Source organism: Granulosicoccus antarcticus IMCC3135 (assembly GCF_002215215.1).
GTDB lineage: Bacteria > Pseudomonadota > Gammaproteobacteria > Granulosicoccales > Granulosicoccaceae > Granulosicoccus > Granulosicoccus antarcticus.
This window is the reverse complement of the sequence record NZ_CP018632.1, coordinates 4,082,555-4,106,630: the sequence shown is the minus strand read 5'-3', so window position 1 is coordinate 4,106,630 and position 24,076 is coordinate 4,082,555. Positions and strand designations below refer to the sequence as shown.

The 24,076-nt window shown below is 52.5% G+C and carries 16 protein-coding genes and 2 pseudogenes; 15 read left to right on the top strand and 3 right to left on the bottom strand.

Annotation, left to right across the window (positions count from 1 at the left end):
* Positions 1-169 precede the first annotated feature (169 nt).
* The 8 genes and pseudogenes from IMCC3135_RS17775 to IMCC3135_RS17745 all read left to right on the top strand — a co-directional run bounded on the left by IMCC3135_RS17775 (position 170) and on the right by IMCC3135_RS17745 (position 11,737).
* Positions 170-1,276: a sulfite oxidase gene (locus IMCC3135_RS17775; RefSeq protein ID WP_088918823.1), complete on the top strand. Its 1,107-nt coding sequence runs from the start codon at positions 170-172 to the stop codon at positions 1,274-1,276.
* Positions 1,277-1,774: 498 nt separating this feature from the next.
* On the top strand, positions 1,775-2,719 hold the full coding sequence (locus IMCC3135_RS17770) for a GAF domain-containing protein (protein WP_088918822.1): 945 nt from the start codon (positions 1,775-1,777) through the stop codon (positions 2,717-2,719).
* A gap of 13 nt (positions 2,720-2,732) precedes the next feature.
* Positions 2,733-5,168 carry a nitrite reductase large subunit NirB gene (gene nirB, locus IMCC3135_RS17765; RefSeq protein WP_088921916.1) on the top strand — a complete coding sequence of 812 codons (2,436 nt, stop codon included), beginning with the start codon at positions 2,733-2,735 and terminating at the stop codon, positions 5,166-5,168.
* Positions 5,165-5,494 carry a nitrite reductase small subunit NirD gene (gene nirD / locus IMCC3135_RS17760; protein ID WP_088918821.1) on the top strand — a complete coding sequence of 110 codons (330 nt, stop codon included), beginning with the start codon at positions 5,165-5,167 and terminating at the stop codon, positions 5,492-5,494. The genes nirB and nirD overlap by 4 nt, the downstream gene beginning before the upstream one ends.
* A pseudogene (locus IMCC3135_RS35585) lies at positions 5,494-5,654 on the top strand (hypothetical protein); the annotation flags it as partial. The gene nirD and the pseudogene IMCC3135_RS35585, both read left to right, overlap by 1 nt.
* Positions 5,655-5,693: 39 nt before the next feature.
* The gene (locus IMCC3135_RS17755; protein ID WP_236994828.1) at positions 5,694-8,129 is read left to right on the top strand and encodes a molybdopterin-dependent oxidoreductase; all 2,436 of its coding nucleotides are present in this window, start codon (positions 5,694-5,696) and stop codon (positions 8,127-8,129) included.
* Positions 8,130-8,318: 189 nt separating this feature from the next.
* Entirely contained in the window at positions 8,319-9,785 is a 1,467-nt protein-coding gene (locus IMCC3135_RS17750; RefSeq protein WP_088918820.1) for a NarK family nitrate/nitrite MFS transporter, read from the top strand.
* Positions 9,786-9,910: 125 nt separating this feature from the next.
* Positions 9,911-11,737, top strand: coding sequence for a bifunctional protein-serine/threonine kinase/phosphatase (locus tag IMCC3135_RS17745; protein WP_088918819.1), 1,827 nt, complete (start codon positions 9,911-9,913; stop codon positions 11,735-11,737).
* A 50-nt stretch (positions 11,738-11,787) separates the two neighbouring features.
* Here the strand turns inward: IMCC3135_RS17745 and IMCC3135_RS17740 are convergent, their stop codons facing one another.
* Positions 11,788-12,675 carry an AraC family transcriptional regulator gene (locus IMCC3135_RS17740; protein ID WP_088918818.1) on the bottom strand — a complete coding sequence of 296 codons (888 nt, stop codon included), beginning with the start codon at positions 12,673-12,675 and terminating at the stop codon, positions 11,788-11,790.
* Positions 12,676-13,133: 458 nt separating this feature from the next.
* On the opposite strand from IMCC3135_RS17740, the gene IMCC3135_RS17735 reads away from it, so the two are divergent.
* The 5 genes from IMCC3135_RS17735 (at position 13,134) to glgB (ending at position 21,454) form a co-directional block, all read left to right on the top strand.
* A complete protein-coding gene (locus IMCC3135_RS17735; RefSeq protein ID WP_088921915.1) occupies positions 13,134-14,453 on the top strand; it encodes an ABC transporter substrate-binding protein in 1,320 nt (439 codons plus the stop codon).
* Positions 14,454-14,521: 68 nt separating this feature from the next.
* Positions 14,522-16,294 carry a purine-cytosine permease family protein gene (locus IMCC3135_RS17730; protein WP_088918817.1) on the top strand — a complete coding sequence of 591 codons (1,773 nt, stop codon included), beginning with the start codon at positions 14,522-14,524 and terminating at the stop codon, positions 16,292-16,294.
* A 105-nt stretch (positions 16,295-16,399) separates the two neighbouring features.
* Positions 16,400-17,935: a mannitol dehydrogenase family protein gene (locus IMCC3135_RS17725; RefSeq protein WP_205737587.1), complete on the top strand. Its 1,536-nt coding sequence runs from the start codon at positions 16,400-16,402 to the stop codon at positions 17,933-17,935.
* A 10-nt stretch (positions 17,936-17,945) separates the two neighbouring features.
* Positions 17,946-19,220 (top strand): glucose-1-phosphate adenylyltransferase, encoded by a 1,275-nt coding sequence (gene glgC / locus IMCC3135_RS17720; RefSeq protein ID WP_088918816.1) that lies wholly within the window; start codon positions 17,946-17,948, stop codon positions 19,218-19,220.
* A 53-nt stretch (positions 19,221-19,273) separates the two neighbouring features.
* Positions 19,274-21,454, top strand: a complete 2,181-nt coding sequence (glgB, locus tag IMCC3135_RS17715) for a 1,4-alpha-glucan branching protein GlgB (protein ID WP_088918815.1) — start codon at positions 19,274-19,276, stop codon at positions 21,452-21,454.
* A 304-nt stretch (positions 21,455-21,758) separates the two neighbouring features.
* On the opposite strand, the gene IMCC3135_RS17710 is transcribed toward glgB, so the two are convergent.
* Entirely contained in the window at positions 21,759-22,037 is a 279-nt protein-coding gene (locus IMCC3135_RS17710; protein WP_088918814.1) for a hypothetical protein, read from the bottom strand.
* A 579-nt stretch (positions 22,038-22,616) separates the two neighbouring features.
* Here IMCC3135_RS17710 and IMCC3135_RS17705 point away from each other — a divergent pair.
* Together IMCC3135_RS17705 and IMCC3135_RS34525 are read left to right on the top strand one after the other, a co-directional pair.
* Positions 22,617-22,955, top strand: a pseudogene (locus tag IMCC3135_RS17705) (transposase); the annotation flags it as partial.
* On the top strand, positions 22,858-23,277 hold the full coding sequence (locus IMCC3135_RS34525; RefSeq protein WP_335589276.1) for a GNAT family N-acetyltransferase: 420 nt from the start codon (positions 22,858-22,860) through the stop codon (positions 23,275-23,277). The pseudogene IMCC3135_RS17705 and the gene IMCC3135_RS34525, both read left to right, overlap by 98 nt.
* A gap of 185 nt (positions 23,278-23,462) precedes the next feature.
* On the opposite strand, the gene IMCC3135_RS17700 is transcribed toward IMCC3135_RS34525, so the two are convergent.
* Entirely contained in the window at positions 23,463-23,930 is a 468-nt protein-coding gene (locus tag IMCC3135_RS17700; RefSeq protein WP_205737586.1) for a hypothetical protein, read from the bottom strand.
* Positions 23,931-24,076 lie beyond the last annotated feature (146 nt).

Sequence of the window (24,076 nt, the reverse complement as noted above, 5' to 3'; positions counted from 1 at the left end):
GAATGTTCATCAGGTTTGGGGGAATAGTGCGGATCTGCATAACTACAACAGAGGTAGCCCTCAAGAGAAGGAATCTTGTGGTACAGAGATGATTACTTTTATGTCGAGTTCCGAATCGTGTGGAGTAGACTCTCAAGAGTCAATTGAGCGTAGTGATTGAGGTAACTGAATGTCATACCTGAGCGATATATTCAAGAATTTTGGTACGCGTCCTGACACCCGGGATGGCATATTTTCCGAAGACGAAGTACGGTTGTCCAACCGTAATTCGGGGATATTACTCGAGACGCTCAAGTACAACATCACACCGACGGGATTACATTATCTGTTGATTCACTTCGATGTACCCAGTATCAATGCGCAATCACACACACTGGAATTTGGCAAAGGTTTTGATGCGCCATTTAGTTTAAGCGTTGATGATATTCGCGTATTACCCCAACACACCATGCCGGTGACGCTCGAATGCGCAGGTAATGGCCGAACCGGTTTATCGCCGCGTACCCATTCCATGCCTTGGGGCGTGGAAGCTGTGGGTACATCAGAGTGGACAGGCACTCCCTTAGCACCGCTGATTGAGCGAGCACAACCCAAGGCAGGCACCATAGAGATATCATTTACCGGTGCTGACTGTGGATTTGATAAAGGCGTCGAACACGCGTTTGGTCGTAGTTTAACCCTGGAACAAATTGAATCAATGGACGTTCTTCTCGTGCATGAGATGAATGGTCAGCCATTGTTACCCCAACATGGAGCACCGCTCAGAATCATTGTGCCAGGCTGGTATGGCATGGCTTCGGTCAAATGGCTGACAACCATCGAAGCATTGGACAGTCCCTATCAAGGATTCCAGCAAGTGCGTACCTACCGCTACCGTGATCACAAGAACGATCCCGGACGGCCGGTTACAGCCATGCGTGTGAAATCCTTGATGACACCTCCCGGAATTCCCGATTGGACAACGCGTCTGCGCCATATTCGATCAGGTCCGGTGACCGTGATTGGGCGAGCCTGGTCAGGCGATGGGGCCACAATTGAAAAGGTTGAATTTCATGATGGTCAGCATTGGAAGGTAGCAGAGCTGACGCCTCCACAAGGACAATATGATTGGACGCAGTGGACAATAGCGTGGGATGCCAGACCGGGCGAACATGTGTTGAGTTGCAGGGCAACCGACAGCAATGGCGATTCTCAACCTCTGGAGCCTCGTTGGGATGCATCGGGCTTTGGCAACAATGCCGTACAAAAAGTACAGGTCTACGTTGATGATGTTTGACAGGCGAACATAGAGGATCACCTTGATTGATGATTGACTGTGCAACTGGGCTCGGTTGCGCAGTATCTTGAAGACTACCCAACTGCAGTACATCGACAAGTTTCTAGAAAACCATGCGAAGCGCCTGAGGACACAGCCACGCAAGCCGAAACAGAATACCTCCCAAGCTGTTATCGGCGCGCCAGAACATCAACGAATATGTATCACTAATCGTTCGTGACCGGGTAAGAAGGCAGCTCCAACTGGCTGAAATAGCGCATGTTTATGCTCTGCTGCAAGTAGTGCAGCACCATGCTGCAAAATGAGCCCACGACAACTCTGACCGTATTCTTTACCGTATATCACTGTCTTGATACGGAGCTTCAGCAGTGTCAGTTTTGAACAATATTGTCACGATAAGTTGCACAGAATTCTACTGCCTATCCCAGCGCCATCATGGGTAACGCTTCTGTAAACGTCCGCAGACGACATCAGACCAGATTGCCAAGGGAATAATTCATGGACACAAACACAGACTCCGTACCCAATACTTTTGTCAGAGTGGCAGAAGTCTGGATACCCAAAGACGGCAGGCTCGTTCATGCCGAGGGTGATTATGCTCATTCTCAGGCATTCGCTGATGCCTCTGTTGCGACAAGTTTTGCCAAAGGTGAAGGATTGCCGGGCAAGGTCTGGGAAAGCGGCAAGCCGATCGTACTGAAAGAATTCGACGGCTCATATTTCAAGCGAACAGAGGCCGCGGCAGAAGCTGGGCTGACCAGTGCTGTAGCGATACCGGTTTTTGCAGAAGATATCTTGAAGGCTGTACTGGTCCTACTTTGCAGCTCCGATGTCGATCACATGGGTGCCATCGAAGTCTGGGAGTATAGGGAGGAGCGGTTGAGGCTTGCCGATGGCTACTATGGCGCTGCGACTGAGTTCGAAGCTGCCAGTAAGGACATTGCCTTCAGTCACGGTCAGGGTCTACCTGGCGGTGTCTGGTCATCGAATACGCCGATACTCAAACGTAATATTGCCCGTGCTGCCAGTTTCTTGCGTAGTGAACAGGCATCCAACATAGGCCTCAAGACAGGGCTGGGGCTGCCTATTCCGACACCTGGCGATAACACCTTTGTCCTGACTTTGTTGTCCGCGACAAATACACCGATAGCTCACCGTTTCGAGATCTGGGATGCTCGGCCCGAATGTGTCGGGGCCAGCCGCAAGGCGCAGCTCATCGACGGCCTTTGCGAGCGTGATGGGCCTCTTTGGGCGCAACAAAATCCGCCAGTTGATCCCCCCATGGCCAGCGCCTGGAAAGGTCCTATCGGTCAAGTACTGGGCAACGGTCTGCCTTATGTTCAGCGGGAAGGTACCGGGTTGCCTGCAGGCTATACCTCCATGTTCGCTTTGCCAATCTACCACGAGGCCGATTTGGCCTATGTGGTCGCCTGCTACCTCTGAGATGGAAAATTCTATGCAGAAAATGGTCATCATCGGCGCAGGAATGGCCTCGGGTCGCCTGCTGGAGCATATCCACGAAGCACAGCCAGATGCTTTCGAGGTTACAATCTTCAATGCTGAACCGCGCGGCAATTACAACCGCATCATGCTCTCGCCAGTGCTTGCTGGTGACAGGAGTTTCGAAGAGATCGTCACCCATGATGACGATTGGTATGCGGACAACAACATCACTACCCGCTTTGGTGAAAAAGTCACGGGAATCGATCGCGAGCGTAAGGTTGTTATCGGGGAGAAAGGCGAGGTGGCTTATGACAAGCTGATCCTTGCAACGGGTTCTGCGCCTTTCATTATCCCAATGCCCGGTCACGACCTTCCAGGCGTGGTTGGCTATCGTGATCTGGAAGACACCAATGCAATGATCGATGCTGCTGCCAATCGGGAAGCTTCAGCCGTCGTCATTGGTGGCGGATTGCTGGGTCTTGAAGCGGCTGCCGGATTACGCATGCAAGGGATGGAAGTGACCGTCTTGCACATCGCCGGACACCTGATGGATCGTCAGCTGGATGAAGCTGCTGGTTACCTGCTGAAAAATGATCTGGAAAAGCGTGGTATCAGAGTCATAGTCGAAGCGAATACCAAACAAATCGTCGGTAACGGTAAAGTCGAAAAAGTATTGCTCGACGACGGTACCGAACTTCCTGCAGACATCGTCGTGATGGCCGCGGGCATCCGACCGGCTGTGCAACTTGGCCATGAAGCCGGCCTGGATATGGGGCGAGCCATCAAAGTTGATGCACAAATGCGCACCTCTGACCCCGATGTTTTTGCCGTTGGCGAATGCGTTGAATTCGATGACAATATTTTCGGTCTTGTTGCTCCGCTGTACGATCAGGCGAAGGTGCTGGCCAATACCTTGCTCGGTAAGGAAGACACATTCACAGTACGTGAGATCTCAACAAAACTGAAAGTGACCGGCTGCGATCTTTTCAGTGCCGGCGATTTTGCCGAGGGCGAAGGTCGCGAGGATATTGTTTTCCGTGACCCAAAACGCCGCGTCTACAAACGGCTCATTGTTGAAAATGATCGTTTGATTGGTGCAGTGATGTATGGCGATACTGCTGACAGCAACTGGTTCTTCGGACTGATAAAAGATGGCACTGACATTGAAGAGATGCGCGAGACGCTGATCTTCGGACCTTCTTTTCAAGGGGGTGGTGGAGCTTCGGTGGACCCGCTGGCAGCCGTTGCAGCATTGCCTCTTGAGGCGGAGATTTGTGGCTGCAACGGCGTATGCAAGGGCGATATCATCAAGGCCATAGAGGGCGGCGTGCAGACTCTCGATGGGGTGCGAACAGAAACAAAGGCGTCTGCCTCCTGCGGCACTTGCACAGGATTGGTTGAGCAGGTTCTGGCTGTGAGTCTTGGCGACGGGTTTGAGATAAAAGCCGAAAAGCCCATTTGCAAATGCACGGATCTGACGCATGAAGACGTGCGCCGTCTGATCAAGGCGCAGGAGCTGAAAACACAACCTGCGGTCTGGCAGGAACTGGCCTGGAAAACACCTAATGGTTGCCATGTCTGCCGACCAGCGGTCAATTATTATCTACTGTCTGACTGGCCGCTGGAATATCAGGACGATTTGCAGTCGCGTTTTGTGAACGAGCGCAATCACGCCAACATTCAGAAGGATGGTACCTACTCGGTCATGCCACGCATGTGGGGTGGTATGACAACGCCCGATGAGTTGATAGCAGTTGCTACTGCCGCCAAGAAGTTCAGCGCGGCAGTCAAGGTAACCGGCGGTCAGCGGATCGATCTTCTGGGTATCAAGAAAGAAGACCTGCCAGCAATCTGGTCTGATCTGAACGATGCTGGCATGGTATCGGGCCACGGCTATACCAAAGGACTCAGGACGGTCAAGACATGCGTCGGTACGGACTGGTGTCGCTTTGGTACACAGGACAGTACAGGCCTGGGTATCAAACTGGAGAAAAAACTCTGGGGTTCCTGGACACCGCACAAGGTCAAGCTGGGCGTGTCGGGTTGCCCGCGCAACTGTGCCGAGTCGACCTGTAAGGATGTCGGCATCATTTGCGTGGATTCCGGCTACCAGATCAGCGTCGCTGGTGCTGCAGGCATGGATGTGAAGATGACCGAGAGTCTGGTTGATGTCGCCACGGAAGCTGAAGTGGAAGAGTGGGTCACCGCCTTCGTCCAGCTTTACCGCGAGAATGGCAAGTATCTGGATCGGGCCTACAAGTGGGTTGCCAAGGTGGGACTCGACTGGGTGAAAGAAGAGCTCTCTGATTCGGACACACGTAAAGCACTGGTTGATCGCTTTGATATCAGCCAAAGCGTCTACCAGAAAGACCCGTGGGCGGACCATGTTCGCAACCGTGCTGATCAATACAAACCTATTGCAGATCTGACGAAGGAGGCCGTGACATGAGCTGGACTGATATTGGTACCTTGAATGACATACCGCTTCGCGGCTCACGTATCGTGAAAACCGCCGTAGGTTGCATCGCTGTGTTCCGAACGGCAGAAGCCGAGGTATTCGCAACCTCTAACAAATGTGCGCACAAGGGTGGGCCACTTTCCGAGGGGATCGTGCACGATCGCAAGATCACGTGCCCTTTGCACAACTGGATTTTTTCGCTGGAAACCGGTGAAGCGCAGGGCGCTGATCAGGGCCAGATAACCACTTATCCGGTAAAGATTGAAAACGGTCGCCTACTACTGGATTTTGATGCGGTGATCGCAAAGGTCGCGTGATGAGCGTTATTGCCAGCGGCGAAACGCGCTCCACCTGCCCTTATTGTGGGGTTGGGTGTGGCGTACTGATCAAGGCAGATAGTAGCGGTGGCATCACGCTAAGGGGGACCCCGATCACCCTGCCAATAGAGGCAAGCTGTGTTCAAAGGGTTCTGCTCTTGGAGAAACCGTTGGCACAGACCACCGGCTGTTGTCGCCGGTGGTCAATGGTGAGAGCGTCGGCTGGGATACTGCGCTGGACGGGGTTGCGAATCGATTTGGTGATGTGATCGCAGAGCACGGTCCTGACTCGGTGGCCTTCTACGTCGCAGGCCAGTTATTGACAGAGGATTACTACGTCGCCAACAAGCTGATGAAGGGCTTCATTGGTTCGGCCAATATCGACACCAATTCAAGACTCTGCATGTCCTCGACTGTGGCGGGGCACAAACGTGCCTTTGGCACCGACACCGTGCCAGGTATCTATGATGATCTTGACGAGGCAGAGCTTGTGGTTCTCGTCGGATCAAATCTGGCCTGGTGTCATCCGGTGCTGTATCAGAGGGTCATTGCCGCCCATGAGTTACGCGGCACGCGAATAGTGACGATCGATCCACGCCGTACTGCTTCTTGCGCAGGAGCACTACACCTGCAGTTGAAGGCGGGTAGTGACGTGGCCTTGTTCAATGCGCTCTTGGCAGAGATCGACCGACGCGGTGCAATCGATACCAACTACGCTGACGCCCATGTCGAGGGTTTGAGCGAATCCATAGCTACTGCAAAGGATTCTGACTCCTCACTCACTGGGTTGAGTACAGAGCAACTTCAAGAATTTCTGGATCTGTGGATTGGCACTGAGAAGGTGGTGACCATCTTCAGTCAGGGCGTGAACCAATCATCCTCAGGTACCGACAAGGTCAATGCCATACTCAATTGTCATTTGGCTACCGGCAGGATCGGCAAGCCGGGCACAGGCCCGTTCTCGGTCACCGGCCAGGTTAACGCCATGGGTGGACGTGAAGTAGGGGGGCTGTCCAATATGCTGGCTTGCCATCTGGATATCGAGAATCCCGAACATAACGCTGCTGTGAAGAATTTCTGGAAAGCCCCGGTTATGCCAGAACAAGCAGGATTGAGAGCCGTTGACATGTTCAAGGGCGTCGAAGATGGGCGAATCAAGGCACTCTGGATCATCCATTCCAACCCGGCTGTGACTCTGCCTGATGCGGATCGCGTACGTGATGCCATCGCTGCCTGTCCTTTTGTGGTTGTCAGCGATATTACCGGTAACACCGATACGGCACGGCTGGCTGATGTAATCCTGCCTGCGGCCGCCTGGGCTGAGAAGTCGGGCACGGTCACAAACTCGGAACGTTTGATCAGCCGTCAACGTGCTGTACTGCCTGCGCCCGGGTTGGCAAAACCGGATTGGTGGATTCTGGCAGAAGTAGCTCGCCGTATGGGCTGGTCCGATTCATTTGCCTGGGAGAGTCCCGCCGAGATATTCGCTGAATATGCAGCACTTTCCGGTATCGCGGGAAAGTTGGGCAAGGACTTTGATATCTCCGCTCTGGCAGAGATAGGCACTCAAGCATACGAAAAACTTGACCCCATTCGCTGGCCTCAATCAGCATCGAAGCAGGGTGGTCGATTTTTCGCCAACGGGGGGTTCTTTCACCCTGGCGGCAAGGCGAAGATGTTGGCTCTCACGCCTCGTGGGCCGGCCGAAACGCCTTCTGAAGCACAGCCGTTCCGTTTGAATACCGGTCGGCTTCGTGATCAGTGGCATACAATGACACGTACATCCTTGTCGTCACGTCTTTCGGCACATTTGCCGGAGCCCTTCGTCGACATGAACCCGCAAGATGTAAAGCGGCTGGGTCTCGATCATGGTGATCTGGTGCGACTCAGCAGCACTCACGGTAGCGCTATTCTTCGATTGCATCAGACCGATGATGTGGTGCCGGGTGATCTGTTCGTGCCGATGCACTGGACGGGAATGAACGCTCCTACTGCGCGAGTTGATGCTTTAGTGGCGCCGGTTACAGACCCTGTATCGGGTCAGCCGGAAAGCAAGGCGTCTACCGTTGCTGCCAAAAAATTTGCGGCCGCATGGTATGGGTTCGCGATGTCAACGACACAATTCATACCGGAAAGCGATTATTGGGCTCAGGCCCGTACAAATACAGGATACCGCTGCGAACTGGCAGGTCTTGGTACTCCTGATAATTGGGAAGACTATGCCCGGTTACTTTTTGGACTACCCGATGCTGCGATTCAGCACATGTCGGATAACAAGCGTGGGCGTCACAGTATTGGTTTGTTCGACGGTGAAATACTACTTGCAGCTCTTTATGTAGGGGCAGAGCCGGTGGTTCTGATGCGTGATTTTCTTGTTGGTCTGCCAGGGCACGAGGCCCCGTGGGCATTGGCAGGACAGGCACGTGGCGATACTCCTGACCCCGGACCTGTCGTTTGTTCGTGTTATGCGATTGGACGTAACACCGTCAAGCGAGCCATCGCAAATGAGGCGCTGATAAGTGTCGATCAGATTGGTCGGAGCTTGTCGGCCGGGACAAACTGTGGCTCGTGCAAGTCAGAGCTAGCGTCGATCTTGAAAGATTGCCATGAGCCAGCGGTAGCGGAATCAACCTAGATAATAACGTCATGTCGCAGAGCAGCCGCTTGGAACACTTGCTTTTGGGTTGCTCACTTAGCGCGATGCAAATTGTGCAGCAATATGCTGTGAAATGGGCAGCAGCCGTGAATCTTGCCCAGCGGTAGGCTACTCCGAGTATTCAAGACTATCGAACATCCAGAAAGTGATAATCGAGTAAACAAAACTATGACAACAGAACGCTTCAATCTGCTTGCTTTCACAGGGAAGATGAAGATCCTGCACCTGAGCTGGATCGCTTTTTTTATCACCTTTGTCGTGTGGTTTAACCTTGCGCCGATGCTGCAAGCTATCAAGGAGACCTTTGGTTTAACGAAAGCACAAGTTACAACCTTATTGATCCTGAACGTCGCATTGACCATTCCAGCCCGTGTAATCATTGGAATTCTGACCGATCGCTTTGGTCCGAGACTGGTCTATTCTTCGCTGTTGGTGATCATGGCGATACCTTGTTTCTTTTTCGCTTTTGCAGAAAGCTATACGCAACTCGCAATAGCCAGATTCGCACTTGGCGCAATTGGAGCTGGTTTTGTTATTGGTATTCGAATGGTCAGTGAGTGGTTTCCGCACAACGAGCTGGGTACAGCCGAAGGTGTTTATGGCGGCTGGGGCAATTTCGGTTCAGCTGCTGCGGCCTTCACATTGCCTACCGTTGCATTGATGTTTGGCGGTGAAGACGGTTGGCGCTGGGCGGTGGCGATAACCGGCTTGATGAGTCTGGTGATGGGATTTATCTATTATGCGGGTACCAGTGACACGCCTAAAGGTTCGACGTACTACAAGCCAAAGCAGTCCGGTGCAATGGAAATCACGAGTAAGAACGATTTCTTCTTTCTCATTGTGATGAAGGTGCCGATGTATATTGCCCTGGCTGTACTCGCATGGCGGTTGTCCCCGGCACGCGTTGACATGATCTCCCAAATGACGTCGAACCTTATCTACACGGGTTTGGTACTGCTGTTTGTCTACGAAGTGTCGTTGGTTTGGAAGATCAATAAAAAGGTATTTAGTGAAGAGATTCCCGCCGTTCAGAAATTCAGCTTCAAGCAGGTAGCGGTCCTTTGTGTACTGTATTTTGCCACTTTCGGTTCAGAGCTGGCTGTGGTTTCCATGCTGCCATTGTTCTTCGCCAATACTTTTGAATTGACGCCTGTACTAGCGGGTATGCTGGCATCAGGCTATGCATTCATGAACCTGATGTCTCGACCTGGAGGCGGCTGGATCTCTGATCGATACGGGCGACGTCGTACACTTCTCATCCTGACTGCTGGATTGGCAATAGGCTATTTGTTGATGTCGACAGTGAGCTCTAGCTGGCCACTGGCTTTGGCAGTGATCGCTGTCATGGCCTGTTCTTTCTTTGTACAAGCAGGGGAAGGGGCAGTGTTCGCAGTAGTGCCTTTGATCAAGCGTAGTCAGACAGGTCAGATTGCGGGTATGACGGGTGCCTATGGCAATGTAGGTGCAGTCGTGTACTTGCTGGTTTATTCAATGGTCCCTGCCAGCACCTTCTTTCTTGTCATTGCAGGTACCGCCGTCGTTGGCTTCTGTGCCTTGCTCTTGCTGGAAGAGCCTAGCGGTGAGATCGCCGAGATTGACGAGCATGGCAAAGTCAAACTGATCGCTGTAAGCTGAGACTGACGTTTCGGGCACCTGCAAGGGTGCCCGAGCAACAAGCTCTGATATCCCTTAATTTCTACTGACGTATAACGCGTGAAAACAAGCCTGCCTGTTGTTCAGGCGTTTATGGTTTGCAAACGATGGTGAACAAGCTGATTGATAGTGACACCGGCTATACAGCACCTGACACGACAGGTGAAGTAAAAGAGAAGGCCAAGGTCGATGCGCCCGAGTTGGTATTCGGTGGCACAAGTCGTGCCGGGGCCCATGGACCAAACCGCGATGCATTTGCAGCTTGTCAGCCAGATAAAGTAGCACTTCGCAGTCATCGTGGCGTTGTCATGGCTATCGCCGATGGTGTCGGATCAAGCCAGACATCGCGTATCGCCAGCGAGTTGGTTGTCACCGAATTTATCAACGAATACCTGGGCTCAGGCTCTACCCGAAGCGTACGAGATTGTGCAGCTGCAACTGTGGATACGCTGAACGGGTGGCTATATGCGCAGAATGCCCCGAATCGAGCCAGAGAAGTGGAAGGCGATGGGCTGATGACAACGTTCACAGCCGTTGTCGTTAAATCCTGCACAGCACATATTTTCCATGCAGGCGATAGTCGTGCCTGGCTTATCAGAGACGAAAACGCGCAGCAACTGACACGAGACCATCAGGTAAGAAGCAGCGGCCGACTGCTACTTGCCAGAGCACTTGGAGCAGACCTCTCAGTTGAACTGGACCATATAGAACACAGTCTGCTTGAAGGTGATGTGATCGCCCTCACCACTGATGGTGTTCATGGGGATTTGCCGGTTTCAACTGTTCGCGAACTTCTGGTTGAGTCATTGAAACAGGCTGACAACGATCTTGAATCGGCATCTGCACAGGTACTGGATACTGCAAGGTCAAGTTCGGGTACTGAAATTGAATATGACGATGCGACTTGTTTGTTTGCTCGTGTTGTTTCATTGCCTTCGCACGACGAACAAGAGATTCGCCGGCGAGCGCTTGCGGTCATCATTCCTCCGGTTCTGAGTACGGGAATGCGCATCGATGATCTGGAAGTCATCAGCACTATCTATCAAAGCACGCGTAGCCACGTATACCTTGTGCGTCGCGATACAGACAAACGAGAATTTGTGCTGAAAGCTCCGTCGAGGAACTTTGCCGATGATGCTCTCTATCTGCAGGGATTCGCACGAGAATGCTGGCTTATGGAAGGGTTTGATCATTCCTCGTTACCCAGAAGTGTCAGCCCCACAAGTGACTCTCCCTTTTTATATTCGCTATCCGAAAAGCTTCCCGGTGAGTCCTTGCGCCAATGGATGATTGATCATCCAACCCCTACCTTGGCAGAACTCAGACCGTTATTGTCGAGTATCGTTGATGGCTTGCGAGCTCTGCGGCGTGCGGGCATTGTCCATCGGGACTTGAAGCCTGAGAATGTCATCGTCAGCGCCGAAGGTGGCTGCACGATTATTGATTTTGGCACAGCCAGAGTTGATGGTCTGGAGGATTTTGGTATATCGCTTGTTGAAGAGGTCCCTGTCGGGGCGGTTGGTTATGTTGCACCAGAGAACTTCAATGGGGTTGTCGATTGGCGTTCAGATTTGTTTTCATTGGGAACGATCGCGTTTGAGGCCTTGACCGGTTCTCTGCCGACAGATAGTTCACCCAAGACACAAGGGCGTGCGGGTAGTTCGGCGTATCTGGCCAAGCCGTTATCGCAGATCAGGTCAGACCTGCCGCCTTGGGTAGAGTTTGCGCTGAGGAAATCTCTGGCAGCTCGCCCCGAGCAGCGTCACACTTCATATTCTGAATTTCTTGAAGATCTGCGACGACCCAGCATAGAGGCTAGTCGGCAAGCCGGTAGAATGCCTCTGGCTGAACGGCACCCAGTGCGTTTCTGGCAATGCGTTTCAGCGGTGTTAATGCTTCTGCTGTGTTATTCGATTATTTCAAGGAGTTTCTAGCGAACTGCAGCTGCAAATAGTCAGAGAGCACGAGAATTGACCTGCAACGATCAACAATGGCCTACTAATATTCGTTTTCGATACTCCCTGGGCGTCATGCCCTTGATCATTCGGAAGCGTCGATTGAAATTGGCGACGTTATTAAAACCCACTGTGTAGCAGATGTCAGTGATTTGACTCTCTGTGGTGCTGAGCAGCTCACACGCATGAGTAATTCGTACATTGTTCAGAAATTGGGTGAAACTGCCTCCCGTTGATTTTGTAAAATAGTGCGAAAACGAGCTATTACTCATGCCAATAAGTTCGGCCACGGAGTCCATTTTCATACTGCTATCGTGATGCTCTTTGATGTGGTTCATCGCTCGTTCGAGTTTACTCACCAGCGCGATGTTCCTGCCAGAACTCAGTGGTGCCGTTGATAGCGTTCGATATTCTCGCTCACGTGACAGGCGTTCAAGTATTTCGAATAGTAGTCCGATACGACGAAGTCCGTCGCTACTGATGAGATCTTCAAACCACTTCACTGCTTCAGCACAAAGACTATCTCGGAATTCTATACCGTGGCGAGCACGGTCAAGCATCGGCAGTACGCGCTTCAGCTCAGGAGCAAATGCCGCCATGGACTGCACTAGATTCTCTCGAAACTGTATTACCCCATCGCGCATCTCGACGGTGTCACCGGCTTGTGTCTGACTGATCCAGTTGTGTGGCAGCCGAGGGCCCATCAAAACCAAATGCCCTGGTGAGAATTCGCCAACATGATCTCCCACAAATACCTTGCCTTCGCTGGCGACAATCAGGTGTAGCTCGAATTCGTGGTGAAAGTGCCATCGGACCAGTGGGCTGGGGAAGCCATGCCAAAAAGCATGTATAGAACGCGGATCAACCTCTGGCGGTCCCAGCTCTGGATCCAGGTGAGAGTAGACGGGATCAGGCATATTGAAAATATCTCCGAAACAGGACTTCGTAAATCTTTTCCTGTGTCCTGAAATGTCGAGTGAGGTAGGAACGGAACGCTGCAGCTTCTCTCAGAAAATCTATCTTATCCATAAAAGTGCAGTTCTTCAATACACGATTAATTACATGACTCAACGTGCTCCCAATGTAACTTTCAACGAGTATTTGGCCTTGAGCCGTTTTGGAGTTCGCATCTCAGTACAAATTCCGAACATCCAAGTACTGGTTTGGCATGTGTAACCAGCGTATGTTTGAGTTGTGCCTGGCTAGATCGGATGTCATGAGTGATAGTCATCATTCTAGTGACTGACTAGTGGCACGACATTGCTCTTCCGAATCCGCAGACGTTGATGTAAAAAATACGCACTTGCATATCAGGTTCGAATGAGCGCTCATTGCCTCTCGTATGATCGAGGTGTTGTCATGTACAGGAGGATCCATGATGAATTCCATACGTATCTCTGCAACGTCCATAGCGTGCCTTGCCTTCAGTGCAACCCTGTCAACGGCTGTCGCTGACACGATCACCATCGCCACCGTAGACAATGGCGATATGGTTCGAATGCAAGCGTTGACAGAACATTTTACAAAAGACAATCCTGACACTACTGTCGAATGGGTGACTCTGGATGAGAATACACTTCGCCAACGTGCCACTACAGACATAGCCACTGGTGGTGGGCAGTTCGATGTGGTCACGATCGGAACCTATGAGGCGTCGATCTGGGCTGAGCGTGGTTGGTTGATGCCGTTGGACGATTTGCCGGGTAATTATGACATTGGTGATCTTCTACCGCCGATCCGATCGGGTTTATCGCATGATGGTGTTTTGTTCGGCGCGCCTTTTTATGGAGAGTCCTCCTTCACGATGTATCGCACCGATCTGTTTGAGCAGGCAGGGCTTGAAATGCCCGATGAGCCCACTTGGGATTTCATCAAAGAGGCTGCAAATACACTGACTGATCGAGACAAGGGTGTCTCCGGAATTTGTCTACGGGGCAAGGCAGGCTGGGGCGAGAACATGGCGCTGTTGACATCCATGGCAAATTCTTACGGAGCCAGTTGGTTTGATATGGATTGGAAACCCCAGCTCGACAGTGAGGCCTGGAATAGCGCGCTGACTACCTATGCAGATCTGTTGAAAAATAATGGTCCTGTGGAGGCATCAACCAAAGGCTACCAGGAAAACCTGGCACTGTTTCAACAAGGCCAGTGTGCAATCTGGATAGATGCCACTGCTGCTGGTCAGTTCGTCACGAACAAGGAATCCACGGTAGCCGATTCGGTGGGCTTCGCTATGGCACCTGACAATGGGCTGGGCAAGCGCGCCAACTGGCTATGGGCATGGGCTTTGGCCATACCTCAGAGTACCGACAGTAAGGAATCTGCGAAGAAATTCGTGGCTTGGGCAACATCTAAAGAATATCTCGCTCTGGTTGCCGAGACTGATGGGTGGGCTAGTGTGCCGCCGGGTACCCGAAAGTCTCTGTATGAGAATCCTGAATACCAGAAAGTCCCTTTTGCTGCCATGACACTCGCCAGTATTGAAGCGGCGGATCCGACTAAACCGACAGTAGAAGAGGTGCCTTATACCGGTGTGCAATTCGTGGCCATGCCCGAATTTACGGGAATCGCCACAGCGGTCGGCCAACAGTTCGCTAACGTCCTGGAGGACGCTGCAACTATTGAGGATGCGCTCAAGAACTCCCAGTGGGTAACAGAGAAGCAGATGGTGCGAGTTGAGATGCTTAACAGGTAAGTAATAGGGATGGGCACGCAGCCAGAAGGTTGCGTTCCGACAATCATCAATCAGGAGAGGGTAAACCGATGGTAGACACAGCAACCGATCAAGGTCGGTCCGTAGCGGAAATGGACGACGAATTACTACCCGTGCCGAAGCACAGGCTGCACGGGCCCAAGCACTTTCTTGGCCTTTATGGTGCGGAGCATGTCGCGGCAACGGAGTTCGTCATAGGCGCTGCATTTGTGGCAATGGGCGCCGGCATCAAGGATATTCTGCTTGGGCTCCTCATCGGCAACACACTTGCCGCTATGAGTTTCTGGCTGATCACCGCACCAATCGCGGTCAAAACGAGGCTCAGTCTCTATACCTATATCGAGTACAACTTGGGGGATATGACCTCACGGATTTACAACGGTGCGAATGTGCTGATATTTGCGGCTATTTCGGCAGCCATGATTACGGTGTCGGCGACCGCGGTTCGGGTGCTGTTTGATATCCCGCCGCAGATATATCCGTATCCCAGCAACTTTGCCTTTGCCGCCATTGCCGCTTCGGCGAGCGTGATCGCAGTGCTGGTGGCCTATTACGGTTTCAACGTGGTGGCCGAATTTGCCACTATTTGCACACCCTGGCTGATGGTTATGTTCACTGCCGGAGGTATGGTGCTGATACCGGCGTTGAATGAAACCCTGACAGGGTACACGACGCTTTCAAGTTTCTCCGAATTCGTGAACCTGGCGGGCGCGACCGTTTTTACCGGCATCAATGCTAATGGTGAGCCCGGGATCGGTTTGATAGAAGTGATTGGTTTTGCCTGGGCGGCGAACACTTTCGCGCATTTTGGTCTGGTAGACATGGCGATGCTGCGTTACGCGAAAAAATCGGTCTACGGTCTCTGTACAGCAACCGGTATGATGTTTGGCCATTATGTCGCCTGGATTTCCGCAGCACTGATGGGTGCAGCGACGGCTTCCATGATGAAACTGAGTATCGCAGTGGTGTCCCCCGGGGACGTTGCCTACTACGCACTAGGCGCTACAGGCTTTGTCATCGTCATTATTGCGGGATGGACAACGGCTAACCCCAACCTCTATCGCGCAGGACTCGCAGCTCAAGCGGTATTTCCCAAAGTTCCACGACAAAAGGTGACGCTTGCCGTTGGTGCAGTGGTTGTGGTCGGTAGCTGTTTTCCATTCATCTATCGCCAGATTCTGCCGATTCTTGCCTATGCGGGACTCGTACTCGTGCCGATTGGCGGCATCGTATTCGCCGAGCAACATGTCTTTCCCCGTCTCGGCTACAAGAGCAACTGGCATCGACTCAAGGGTCTCAAGGATAACAAGCCTGCACTGATTACCTGGGCTATTTGCCTGGTGTTCGGCTTCGGGCTGAATGCCCTTAACGTCCTGTACTTCGTGTATTTATTCCTACCGACCTGGTTCGTCGCGATCGTCTGCTACACCATTTTGGCGAAGCAGGCTGGTGCCGACAAGAGCTATCCGGAAGCAGAGCAACGGGAGGAGGAATTCAATAGAAAGATCGATAAGTACCATGCGCAATTGGCCGCGACGGAAACCCATCATGATGTCAAGGACAAATCAGCGTTGACCATGGGAATTCGGGCAGTATGGGGCATTATCGGTCTGTTAGTACCGGCTGTTCTTGCATGGCGAGTTCTGTTCAACAGCCCGGATCTCTACGCCTACTATGTGAATCGGGAAACGTTCTATAGCGTGACCATCTGGTGCACACTCATCTATTTCGTCTTCTCCTGGTGGGATCTGCAGCGTTCCAAGGCACTGCAGAGGGGCAACGCGGCCTCTGCTGAGCCGATGCAGGCGACACCCGCGGTGTAGTCAGTAAAGTCAGGCTGATCGCGTAAACAAGTAGAAAGCTGAGCGATGCGGAGGTTTATCCGCATCGCTCGTTGGCGACCATGACATCTGATGGGAGGCACGGCCATGACAACAGACAAGGTTGCAATGCGAGATAAAGCGGTACCGCTCTCATTAGGAACGCTTGACGACTTACCCGAGACGGTTGTCCGACCGAACTATGATCGAAAATCATTGTCCGCGGGGATCGTGCATTTCGGAGTGGGCAATTTTCATCGTGCTCACCAAGGCGTCTACCTGGATGCTTTGATGAACGACGGGCGTGACCACAACTGGGCCGTTATTGGAGCGAGTGTCATGCCTGGTGACGCTCGAGTGCGCGATTTGTTGATGAAGCAAGACTGGCTAGGCTCCGTGACTGCGCAATCTGCAACGGGTAGTGATGCTCGCGTCACGGGTGTGATGATCGACTACCTGCCACCTGCTGACAGCGCAGCGATTCTGGCTACACTGGAGCATCCGGAGATTCGTATTGTGTCCCTGACGGTGACCGAAGGTGGCTACTTCGTCGATGCTGATACCGGCCTGTTCGATGATCAGCACCCGGCAATTCAGGCGGATGTGTCGAACTTTGATTCGCCCTCTACGGTGTTCGGCTTGATTGTACGAGCGCTGAGGACACGTCGGAACGAAGGTCATCAGGCCTTCACTGTTATGTCCTGCGACAATTTGCCACATAACGGTGTGGTGACGCGCCGTGCCGTTGTGGGTCTGGCGCAGTTGATCGAGCCTGCTCTGGCCATGTGGATCGACGCACACTCGAGTTTTCCCAATGGAATGGTTGACCGCATTGCCCCGGCCACCGGCGATCGGGAACGTAGCCTTGTCGTTGACAAGATCGGTATAGGCGATGCTGCACCAGTGTTCTGCGAAGACTATCTGCAGTGGGTACTTGAAGACAAGTTTGTTGACGGTCGTCCTCGACTGGAGGAGGTTGGCGTTCAATTCGTCGATGATGTAACGCCGTTCGAGACCATGAAAATTCGCATTCTCAATGGCGGTCATGCTTTGATTGCCTATCCAGCCGGACTGCTCGATATCGAAGGTTCAGGTGAGGCCATGGCCCATCCTCTGATTCGGGGGTTTCTCGACAAAGTAGAGCTTGAGGAAATATTGCCGATCGTGCCGCCTGTGCCGGACACCAACCTTGAAGACTACTACAAGATAATCCTGTCGCGTTTCTCCAATCCTCACGTGGTCGATACCATACGTCGACTCTGTCTGGATGGATCCAACAGGCAGCCAAAATTCATCGTGCCCAGTATTGTCGACCGTACCACCAATCGACAACGCGTCGAGGGGCTTGCACTCGCTTCTGCCCTCTGGTGTCGTTATTGTTTTGGCAAAACAGAGAGTGGCGCCATTATTGAACCCAATGACCCTTCCTGGGATCACCTTGTTGAGCGTGCTCATGCAGCACGCACAGACCCGGGGGCCTGGCTTGGCATGCGGGATATTTATGGTGAATTAGCCCATGTCATGCTCTTCAAAAAACCGTTTACGCAAGCGCTTGACGCATTGTGGGCCGAGGGCACAGAAAGTGTGCTGCAGCGATACCTGGACGGGACGTTGTTTGCTCTGCCAGACCATTCTCACCGCTAAGGAGTAAGTTATGCCGTTAGATCAGGATCATCGCTATGTCAGCCGTCTGACCAAAAAGACCTTGGCGCTGGTATTGGCAGGCGGGCGCGGCTCACGTTTGTATGAGCTCACGGATTGGCGCGCAAAGCCTGGTGTGCCGTTTGGCGGAAAGTTTCGCATCATCGATTTTCCACTGTCGAACTGTGTCAATTCAGGCATCCGCCGCATAGGTGTGCTCACTCAGTACAAAGCACACTCATTGATCCGCCATCTGGGCCAGGGGTGGAGCAACTTTCAGAGCGAGCTTGGCGAATTTGTCGAAGTCCTGCCTGCCTCTCAGCGCACAGGCGATACATGGTATGCCGGCACGGCTGACGCAATTTATCAGAACCTGGACATAATCCGTACCCACAAACCTGAATTTGTACTGGTTCTCTCGGGAGACCATATCTACAAGATGGATTACGGTCCCATGCTCGCCTTTCATGTGGAGAATCAGGCAGACATGACTGTCTCTTGCCTGGAAGTCCCCATTGCGGAGGCCGCAGGCTCTTTTGGTGTCATGACCGTGAACGAGGATAGTCGCGTACTGCGTTTTGATGAGAAACCCGCGCAGCCCACAGCAATTCCGGGTAACGACTCGCTGACACTGGCATCCATGGGTAACTATATATTCAACACACAGTTTCTCTTTGACCAGTTGATTGCCGATGCCGACAATGAAGACTCGCAGCATGACTTTGGTAACGATATCATTCCTACCATGATCGAAAACAACCGTGTGTTCGCGTATCCCTTTCGAGATCCCGAAACCGGTCAACAGGCGTTCTGGCGCGATGTGGGCACCTTGGATGCCTATTGGGAGGCCCATATGGAACTGGTGTCGGTGGCACCCCAGCTGAACCTGTACGATCAGGAGTGGCCGATCATGACATACCAATCGCAACTGCCCCCCGCCAAGTTTGTGTTCAACGAAAGTGAACGCCGCGGTGAGGCTCACGATTCCATGGTTTCAGGTGGTTGTGTCATTTCCGGTGCGCAGATCAATCGCTCGTTACTGTTTTCCAACGTCAACGTGCACTCATACGCTACGGTGACCGATTCGGTCTTGCTACCCGAAGTTGACGTAGGGCGGCATTGCCGAATCACCAAGGCAATCATCGATCGAGGTTGTCAGCTACCGGAGAACACCGTGATTGGTGAGGATCATGAAGCCGATAAGGCGCGCGGCTTTCGCGTGACAGAAAACGGTGTGGTTCTGGTTACACCGGATATGCTGGGACAGAGTTTGCACAGTGTCCGCTAACTCGCCTCGATGCGCTGTTTGATGAGGAGAAGCCCTATCACTGGAAGATTGCCATGACAGCCGTTGATCAGAATGTTCTCTCGGCGATATCGCAGGGGGAGCACAACGATCCCTTTTCGGTTCTGGGGCCACATGAGGAAGGAAGAAATCTGGTAGTGCGTACCTTCCAGCCTCAGGTTGAAGCTGTGTCTGTCGTTGATCGTAACGATGCCGTGTTGGCGGACATGACGCTTGTCTACCCCGGACTGTTTGAAGCCACGATTTCGACTGATATTGGCTATCGACTGAGGTTGTCCGCAGGAGGAAATACAGACACGATTGATGATCCTTACCGATTTCCCTCACCATTGGGTGACATAGATCGTTACTTGTTAGGGGAGGGGACTCACTTAAGGCTCTACGAGAAGCTGGGGGCTCGATCAATCGAGCTGGATGGCGTTGTTGGTGTTCATTTTGCCGTTTGGGCTCCCAACGCCCAACGGGTCAGTCTCGTCGGGCCGTTCAATGAGTGGGACGGGCGCAGGCATGTGATGCGAGCACACCCTGACAATGGGGTCTGGGATATCTTCATCCCAGGGTTGGTGCCCGGCGAACTGTACAAATTCGAGATCAAAGGCAGTAACGGCGACGTGCTGCCCCTCAAATCAGATCCTTTCGGGCGTCGTTTCGAACCACCACCGGGCAATGCCTCTATTGTGCCGGACAACCGCTCGATGAACTGGGAGGATAAGGATTGGCTGGCCAGCCGTGCTCAGCTGTCCTCTCTGGATGCCCCGATGTCCATCTACGAAGTGCATCTCGGGTCGTGGTGTCAAAGCCCCGAGAATCAACATTGGATGAGCTATAAACAGTTGGCGGATGAGCTCGTACCCTATGTCAAGGAAATGGGTTATACGCATATCGAGGTGTTGCCGATTACCGAACATCCCTTCGATGGCTCGTGGGGATATCAACCTATCGGAATGTATGCCCCTACCTGGCGGTTCGGTACGCCACATGATTTCAAGGTATTTGTCGATCAATGTCATCGAGAAGGTATCAGTGTGATTCTGGACTGGGTGCCGGCCCACTTCCCGCGCGACACCCACGGACTCGGTGAGTTTGACGGTACGCATCTGTACGAACATGCCGATCCGCGACAAGGCGCGCACAGCGATTGGGGTACGCTGATTTTCAACTACGGACGCAAAGAGGTTGTTAACTATCTGCTCGCCAATGCGTTGTTCTGGCTAGAGGAGTTCCATATTGATGTACTGAGAGTCGATGCCGTGGCTTCCATGCTGTATCTGGACTACTCACGTGAGCACGATCAATGGATTCCCAATGAGCATGGCGGCAATCAGAACCTTGAGGTTGTCGAATTTCTAAAGCAGATGAATACTCTGGTTCACTCGCATGGAGGGATGACAATTGCAGAGGAATCCACTTCCTGGCCGATGGTCTCCAGGCCGGTGTATCTTGGCGGGCTGGGTTTTACCTACAAGTGGAATATGGGCTGGATGAATGACACGTTGAACTTCTTCAAGGAAGAGCCAATCCACCGTCGATTTCATCAGGGCGAACTCAACTTCAGTTTGACCTATGCGTTCAGTGAAAATTTTGTTCTGCCATTGTCCCACGACGAAGTGGTCCACGGAAAAGGCTCAATGCTGACTCGCATGCCCGGTGACGCCTGGCAGCAGTTTGCCAATCTGCGCCTGTTTTATACCTTCATGTATGGACACCCGGGGAAGAAGCTGATGTTCATGGGGTGTGAATTTGGCCAACGTCGCGAGTGGAACTTTGAAAGTGCGTTGGACTGGGCTCTGCTCGACGACCCACAACATGCTGGCATACAACGATTGGTGCGTGACCTGAATCAGCTTTACCAGATGACACCGGCTCTCTACGAGCGGGACTGCGAGGCCGAAGGCTTTGAATGGATCGACTGCACTGATAACGAGCATAGCGTCATCGCCTTTATCCGGCGAGCGAAAGTGATCGAGGACTGTGTCGTCATCGTCTGCAATTTCACCCCGATGGTGCATGAGCAGTACCGCATTGGTGTGCCCGGACCAGGTACTTATCAGGAACGGCTCAACAGCGACAGTTCATCCTATGCCGGCAGCGGTGTTGGTAATCCGGGAGGCGTGATGGCCGAGGCCATTTGCTCTCATGGCCAGTCTCATTCACTGAGCTTGACTCTGCCACCTCTGGCAGCGCTTGTGTTGCAAGCGAAGCCAGCGGCCAGCTAGAAAGGTTCGTTGTTCGTTAAAGCGTAAGTGGTTGTATAAGTGGAGAATTCGAGAAACGGATCAGATTGTACGATAGCGTAATTAATAATCAATATTTCAATGGTTTACGAATTCCATCATCGATTGCTCGGAGACGCCGAGGTGGCTCGCGGACGTTCTTTAAAAATCAATAGCTTGGAAGTTCCTGGCATGCAATCTGATCCGTTCTCCTTGCTGGCAACCCCAAAACGGCGGTAACTATGAAATACATCGGCCTAGATGCCGACACCGTTCGTTTCTGGAGAACGAGAGTACTGCTAATTCTCTAATAGGCGGCACCGCCTATCTTCACACCGCCCAGCAAGTGCTTTGTTACCTTGGCGGCGAGATATTGAACGGTAAAGAGGCTGATGATGAGCCTGGTCGGTACGTGATCCATTTCCGGTTTGATAAGAGGATGGCGTGAGTGGTATGGTGCGATTTTCAGCCGTCGCCGCAATGTACCCTGCCTTTTGCCATGCTTTTCTTGCACGAAAGCATTCAGCCACATTGGCGAATTAATTCGCTGCAACCACCATACTTTCGGATGTTCCTGAAAGACCATCAAATATTGTAGCCACGCGCACTCTCCTTCATTAGTTGGATCTCCGCATCAGAACGTGATTCTTTGACTCTGAGTTTGTTCAGCCAGTTGTAGATCTGAGTTGTGTGGATGCCAAGCTTGGCTGGCCGCTTCGGCAACCTCTTCTGTTTCAGTGAGCTCCTCGGGTTCTTTCTTGCTTCTTGTTAAAGCGCACCAGTTGCTGCGGTTTCTTGGCTTTCTTGCGTGTTGTCATAGAGCACTCAGTAGCCATGTTCTCGCTTGATTGACTGCCTGTTAGTTCAGGGGAGGATCACCTCACACCAGTCAGCGAAGCGAAAGCACGCGTTCAGATAGGCCTGACGCGTGTTCTTGTTGCGGAGGGTGGCGGCAAAGAATTCCCAGAAGCGGCGCTCACAGGCCTATGATCTTGAAGGCCAGAACCTCTGAAGCAATCAGCTTCCGTAGCCAGTTCATATTCCGTCGACGCTGATCACCCGTACTGGCCCAGATCTCTCCGGGGAGGAGCTGCATTTGTCATCGAGTTTTGCTACCAGAGACTGCTTTTCAGGAAGCGTTATAGGTACGAAGGAAATTCTCCGCTTGGTAGATCATGTCCTGCCGCACAGACCGATCCGCCAGTAGGTATTGAGTTTTCCGTATCCGCTGAGTTTTGTGTTGGCCAACCAGCCGCAGGTGATGGGCAAGGTATTAGCCATCGTTCACCGCGCGATCGCAACGTACTTGATAAACAAGGCGGGCTTCAAGGTATCGCAGGCTCCTACGGGTGTGGTGACGTTGATCCAGCGCTTTGGCTCAGCGTTGAACCTGAACCTGCATTTTCATGTGCTGTTTATTGATGGCGTCTTTTTGCCCAAAGAGCAATGGTCAGCTGATATTTCATCGGTTCAACGCCCTCACGTCCAGGCTGTCCAAGAGTAAAACGCGCTTCTCTCTGGTTTTTCAGGTGGAGGGGGCTGTTGCAGCTTTTACAGCCATTCGACAATACCTTGAAGGGTTCAAGGTGGGGCCGTTGATCGGGATGTCTCCAGAGATCGCCCATGCTTTACTGATCGAGCTTGTCAAAAGATTCGGCGCAGAAAATGTGGTGCTGGATGTACCAGAGCCTAACCGGCCGGCAAAGGCACAGGCAGAAGGATTCGGTTTACTGCTGGTGTTCGAGACGGCCCGAATGTTCAAGGGTGGTCGACCGGACTATTGGTTGGATGGGTTGTTCGGTGTGACCTCTTTTGAGTCGGGTTGAGTGTGTGTGGTTAGCACGACCTTGCGGACAAGTGTCACAGGCAGGCGTCAAAATCACTTCCTTGGCACTCTAGAAGGCCGCATGGTCGCGGGCATCACCATTAGCACCACGCTATCCAGCGAGCAGCAGGTATCACGGACAGAGGAAGAGCACTGATCAACAAAGGTCATATAGGCGAGACGAACTCAATAATCTTCCAATCGCTGCATATCCCTGACGAGCCGGCGTACCTCTCCCTCGTGCCGTCCAGACAGTGACTCGAAAAGTTCGCGTTCAGCGCCTGTAACCGCATGCTCGACACGTTGAGCATAAAGATCCTGCAGCGTTCGGTGAGCGACCAGGGCGGTCGCGAGAACGGTTTGCACAGTGTCGCTGTTGAGACTCTCGGAAAGTCGGTCGAGTACCGGAGCATGAGGAATATCTACCGCATCGTCGAACCAGGTGTTCAGCACGCCGCAATGATCGCTGTCCTCGGCGAGATACTGCTCCAGCTCAGACTGCATCTGTTGCTCGTGCTTGGCAAGATATTCAAGAGACATGCGAAGCCGTTCACCTCCTTCACCGCTGGACGCCTTTTCAGAATACAACCTGGCGAAGCGGGCATGGTAATCAGCGGCCCAGCGTACCAGTTCCCGGATCTGTTGAAAACGCATAATGCTCTGCTCACTGTAGTTGAATCTGACAGATAACGACTGCCGACATCGAATATCTTCCTGAAAGACTAGCCGAAGCCGCTTCCTCTGACGTTGATACAAGTCAATTCTGAGATTGACGGCTGAACGCTCGTGCTCATCGTTCG

Coding starts and splice junctions, on each gene's coding strand:
- IMCC3135_RS17725 (WP_205737587.1), top strand. CDS start 16,400: ATGACAACAGACAAGGTTGCAATGCGAGATAAAGCGGTACCGCTCTCA.
- IMCC3135_RS17770 (WP_088918822.1), top strand. CDS start 1,775: ATGGACACAAACACAGACTCCGTACCCAATACTTTTGTCAGAGTGGCA.
- IMCC3135_RS17750 (WP_088918820.1), top strand. CDS start 8,319: ATGACAACAGAACGCTTCAATCTGCTTGCTTTCACAGGGAAGATGAAG.
- nirD (WP_088918821.1), top strand. CDS start 5,165: ATGAGCTGGACTGATATTGGTACCTTGAATGACATACCGCTTCGCGGC.
- glgB (WP_088918815.1), top strand. CDS start 19,274: ATGACAGCCGTTGATCAGAATGTTCTCTCGGCGATATCGCAGGGGGAG.
- glgC (WP_088918816.1), top strand. CDS start 17,946: ATGCCGTTAGATCAGGATCATCGCTATGTCAGCCGTCTGACCAAAAAG.
- IMCC3135_RS17735 (WP_088921915.1), top strand. CDS start 13,134: ATGATGAATTCCATACGTATCTCTGCAACGTCCATAGCGTGCCTTGCC.
- IMCC3135_RS17775 (WP_088918823.1), top strand. CDS start 170: ATGTCATACCTGAGCGATATATTCAAGAATTTTGGTACGCGTCCTGAC.
- IMCC3135_RS34525 (WP_335589276.1), top strand. CDS start 22,858: ATGTGCTGTTTATTGATGGCGTCTTTTTGCCCAAAGAGCAATGGTCAG.
- IMCC3135_RS17745 (WP_088918819.1), top strand. CDS start 9,911: ATGGTGAACAAGCTGATTGATAGTGACACCGGCTATACAGCACCTGAC.
- IMCC3135_RS17700 (WP_205737586.1), bottom strand. CDS start 23,930: ATGCGTTTTCAACAGATCCGGGAACTGGTACGCTGGGCCGCTGATTAC.
- nirB (WP_088921916.1), top strand. CDS start 2,733: ATGCAGAAAATGGTCATCATCGGCGCAGGAATGGCCTCGGGTCGCCTG.
- IMCC3135_RS17730 (WP_088918817.1), top strand. CDS start 14,522: ATGGTAGACACAGCAACCGATCAAGGTCGGTCCGTAGCGGAAATGGAC.
- IMCC3135_RS17740 (WP_088918818.1), bottom strand. CDS start 12,675: ATGCCTGATCCCGTCTACTCTCACCTGGATCCAGAGCTGGGACCGCCA.
- IMCC3135_RS17710 (WP_088918814.1), bottom strand. CDS start 22,037: ATGGTCTTTCAGGAACATCCGAAAGTATGGTGGTTGCAGCGAATTAAT.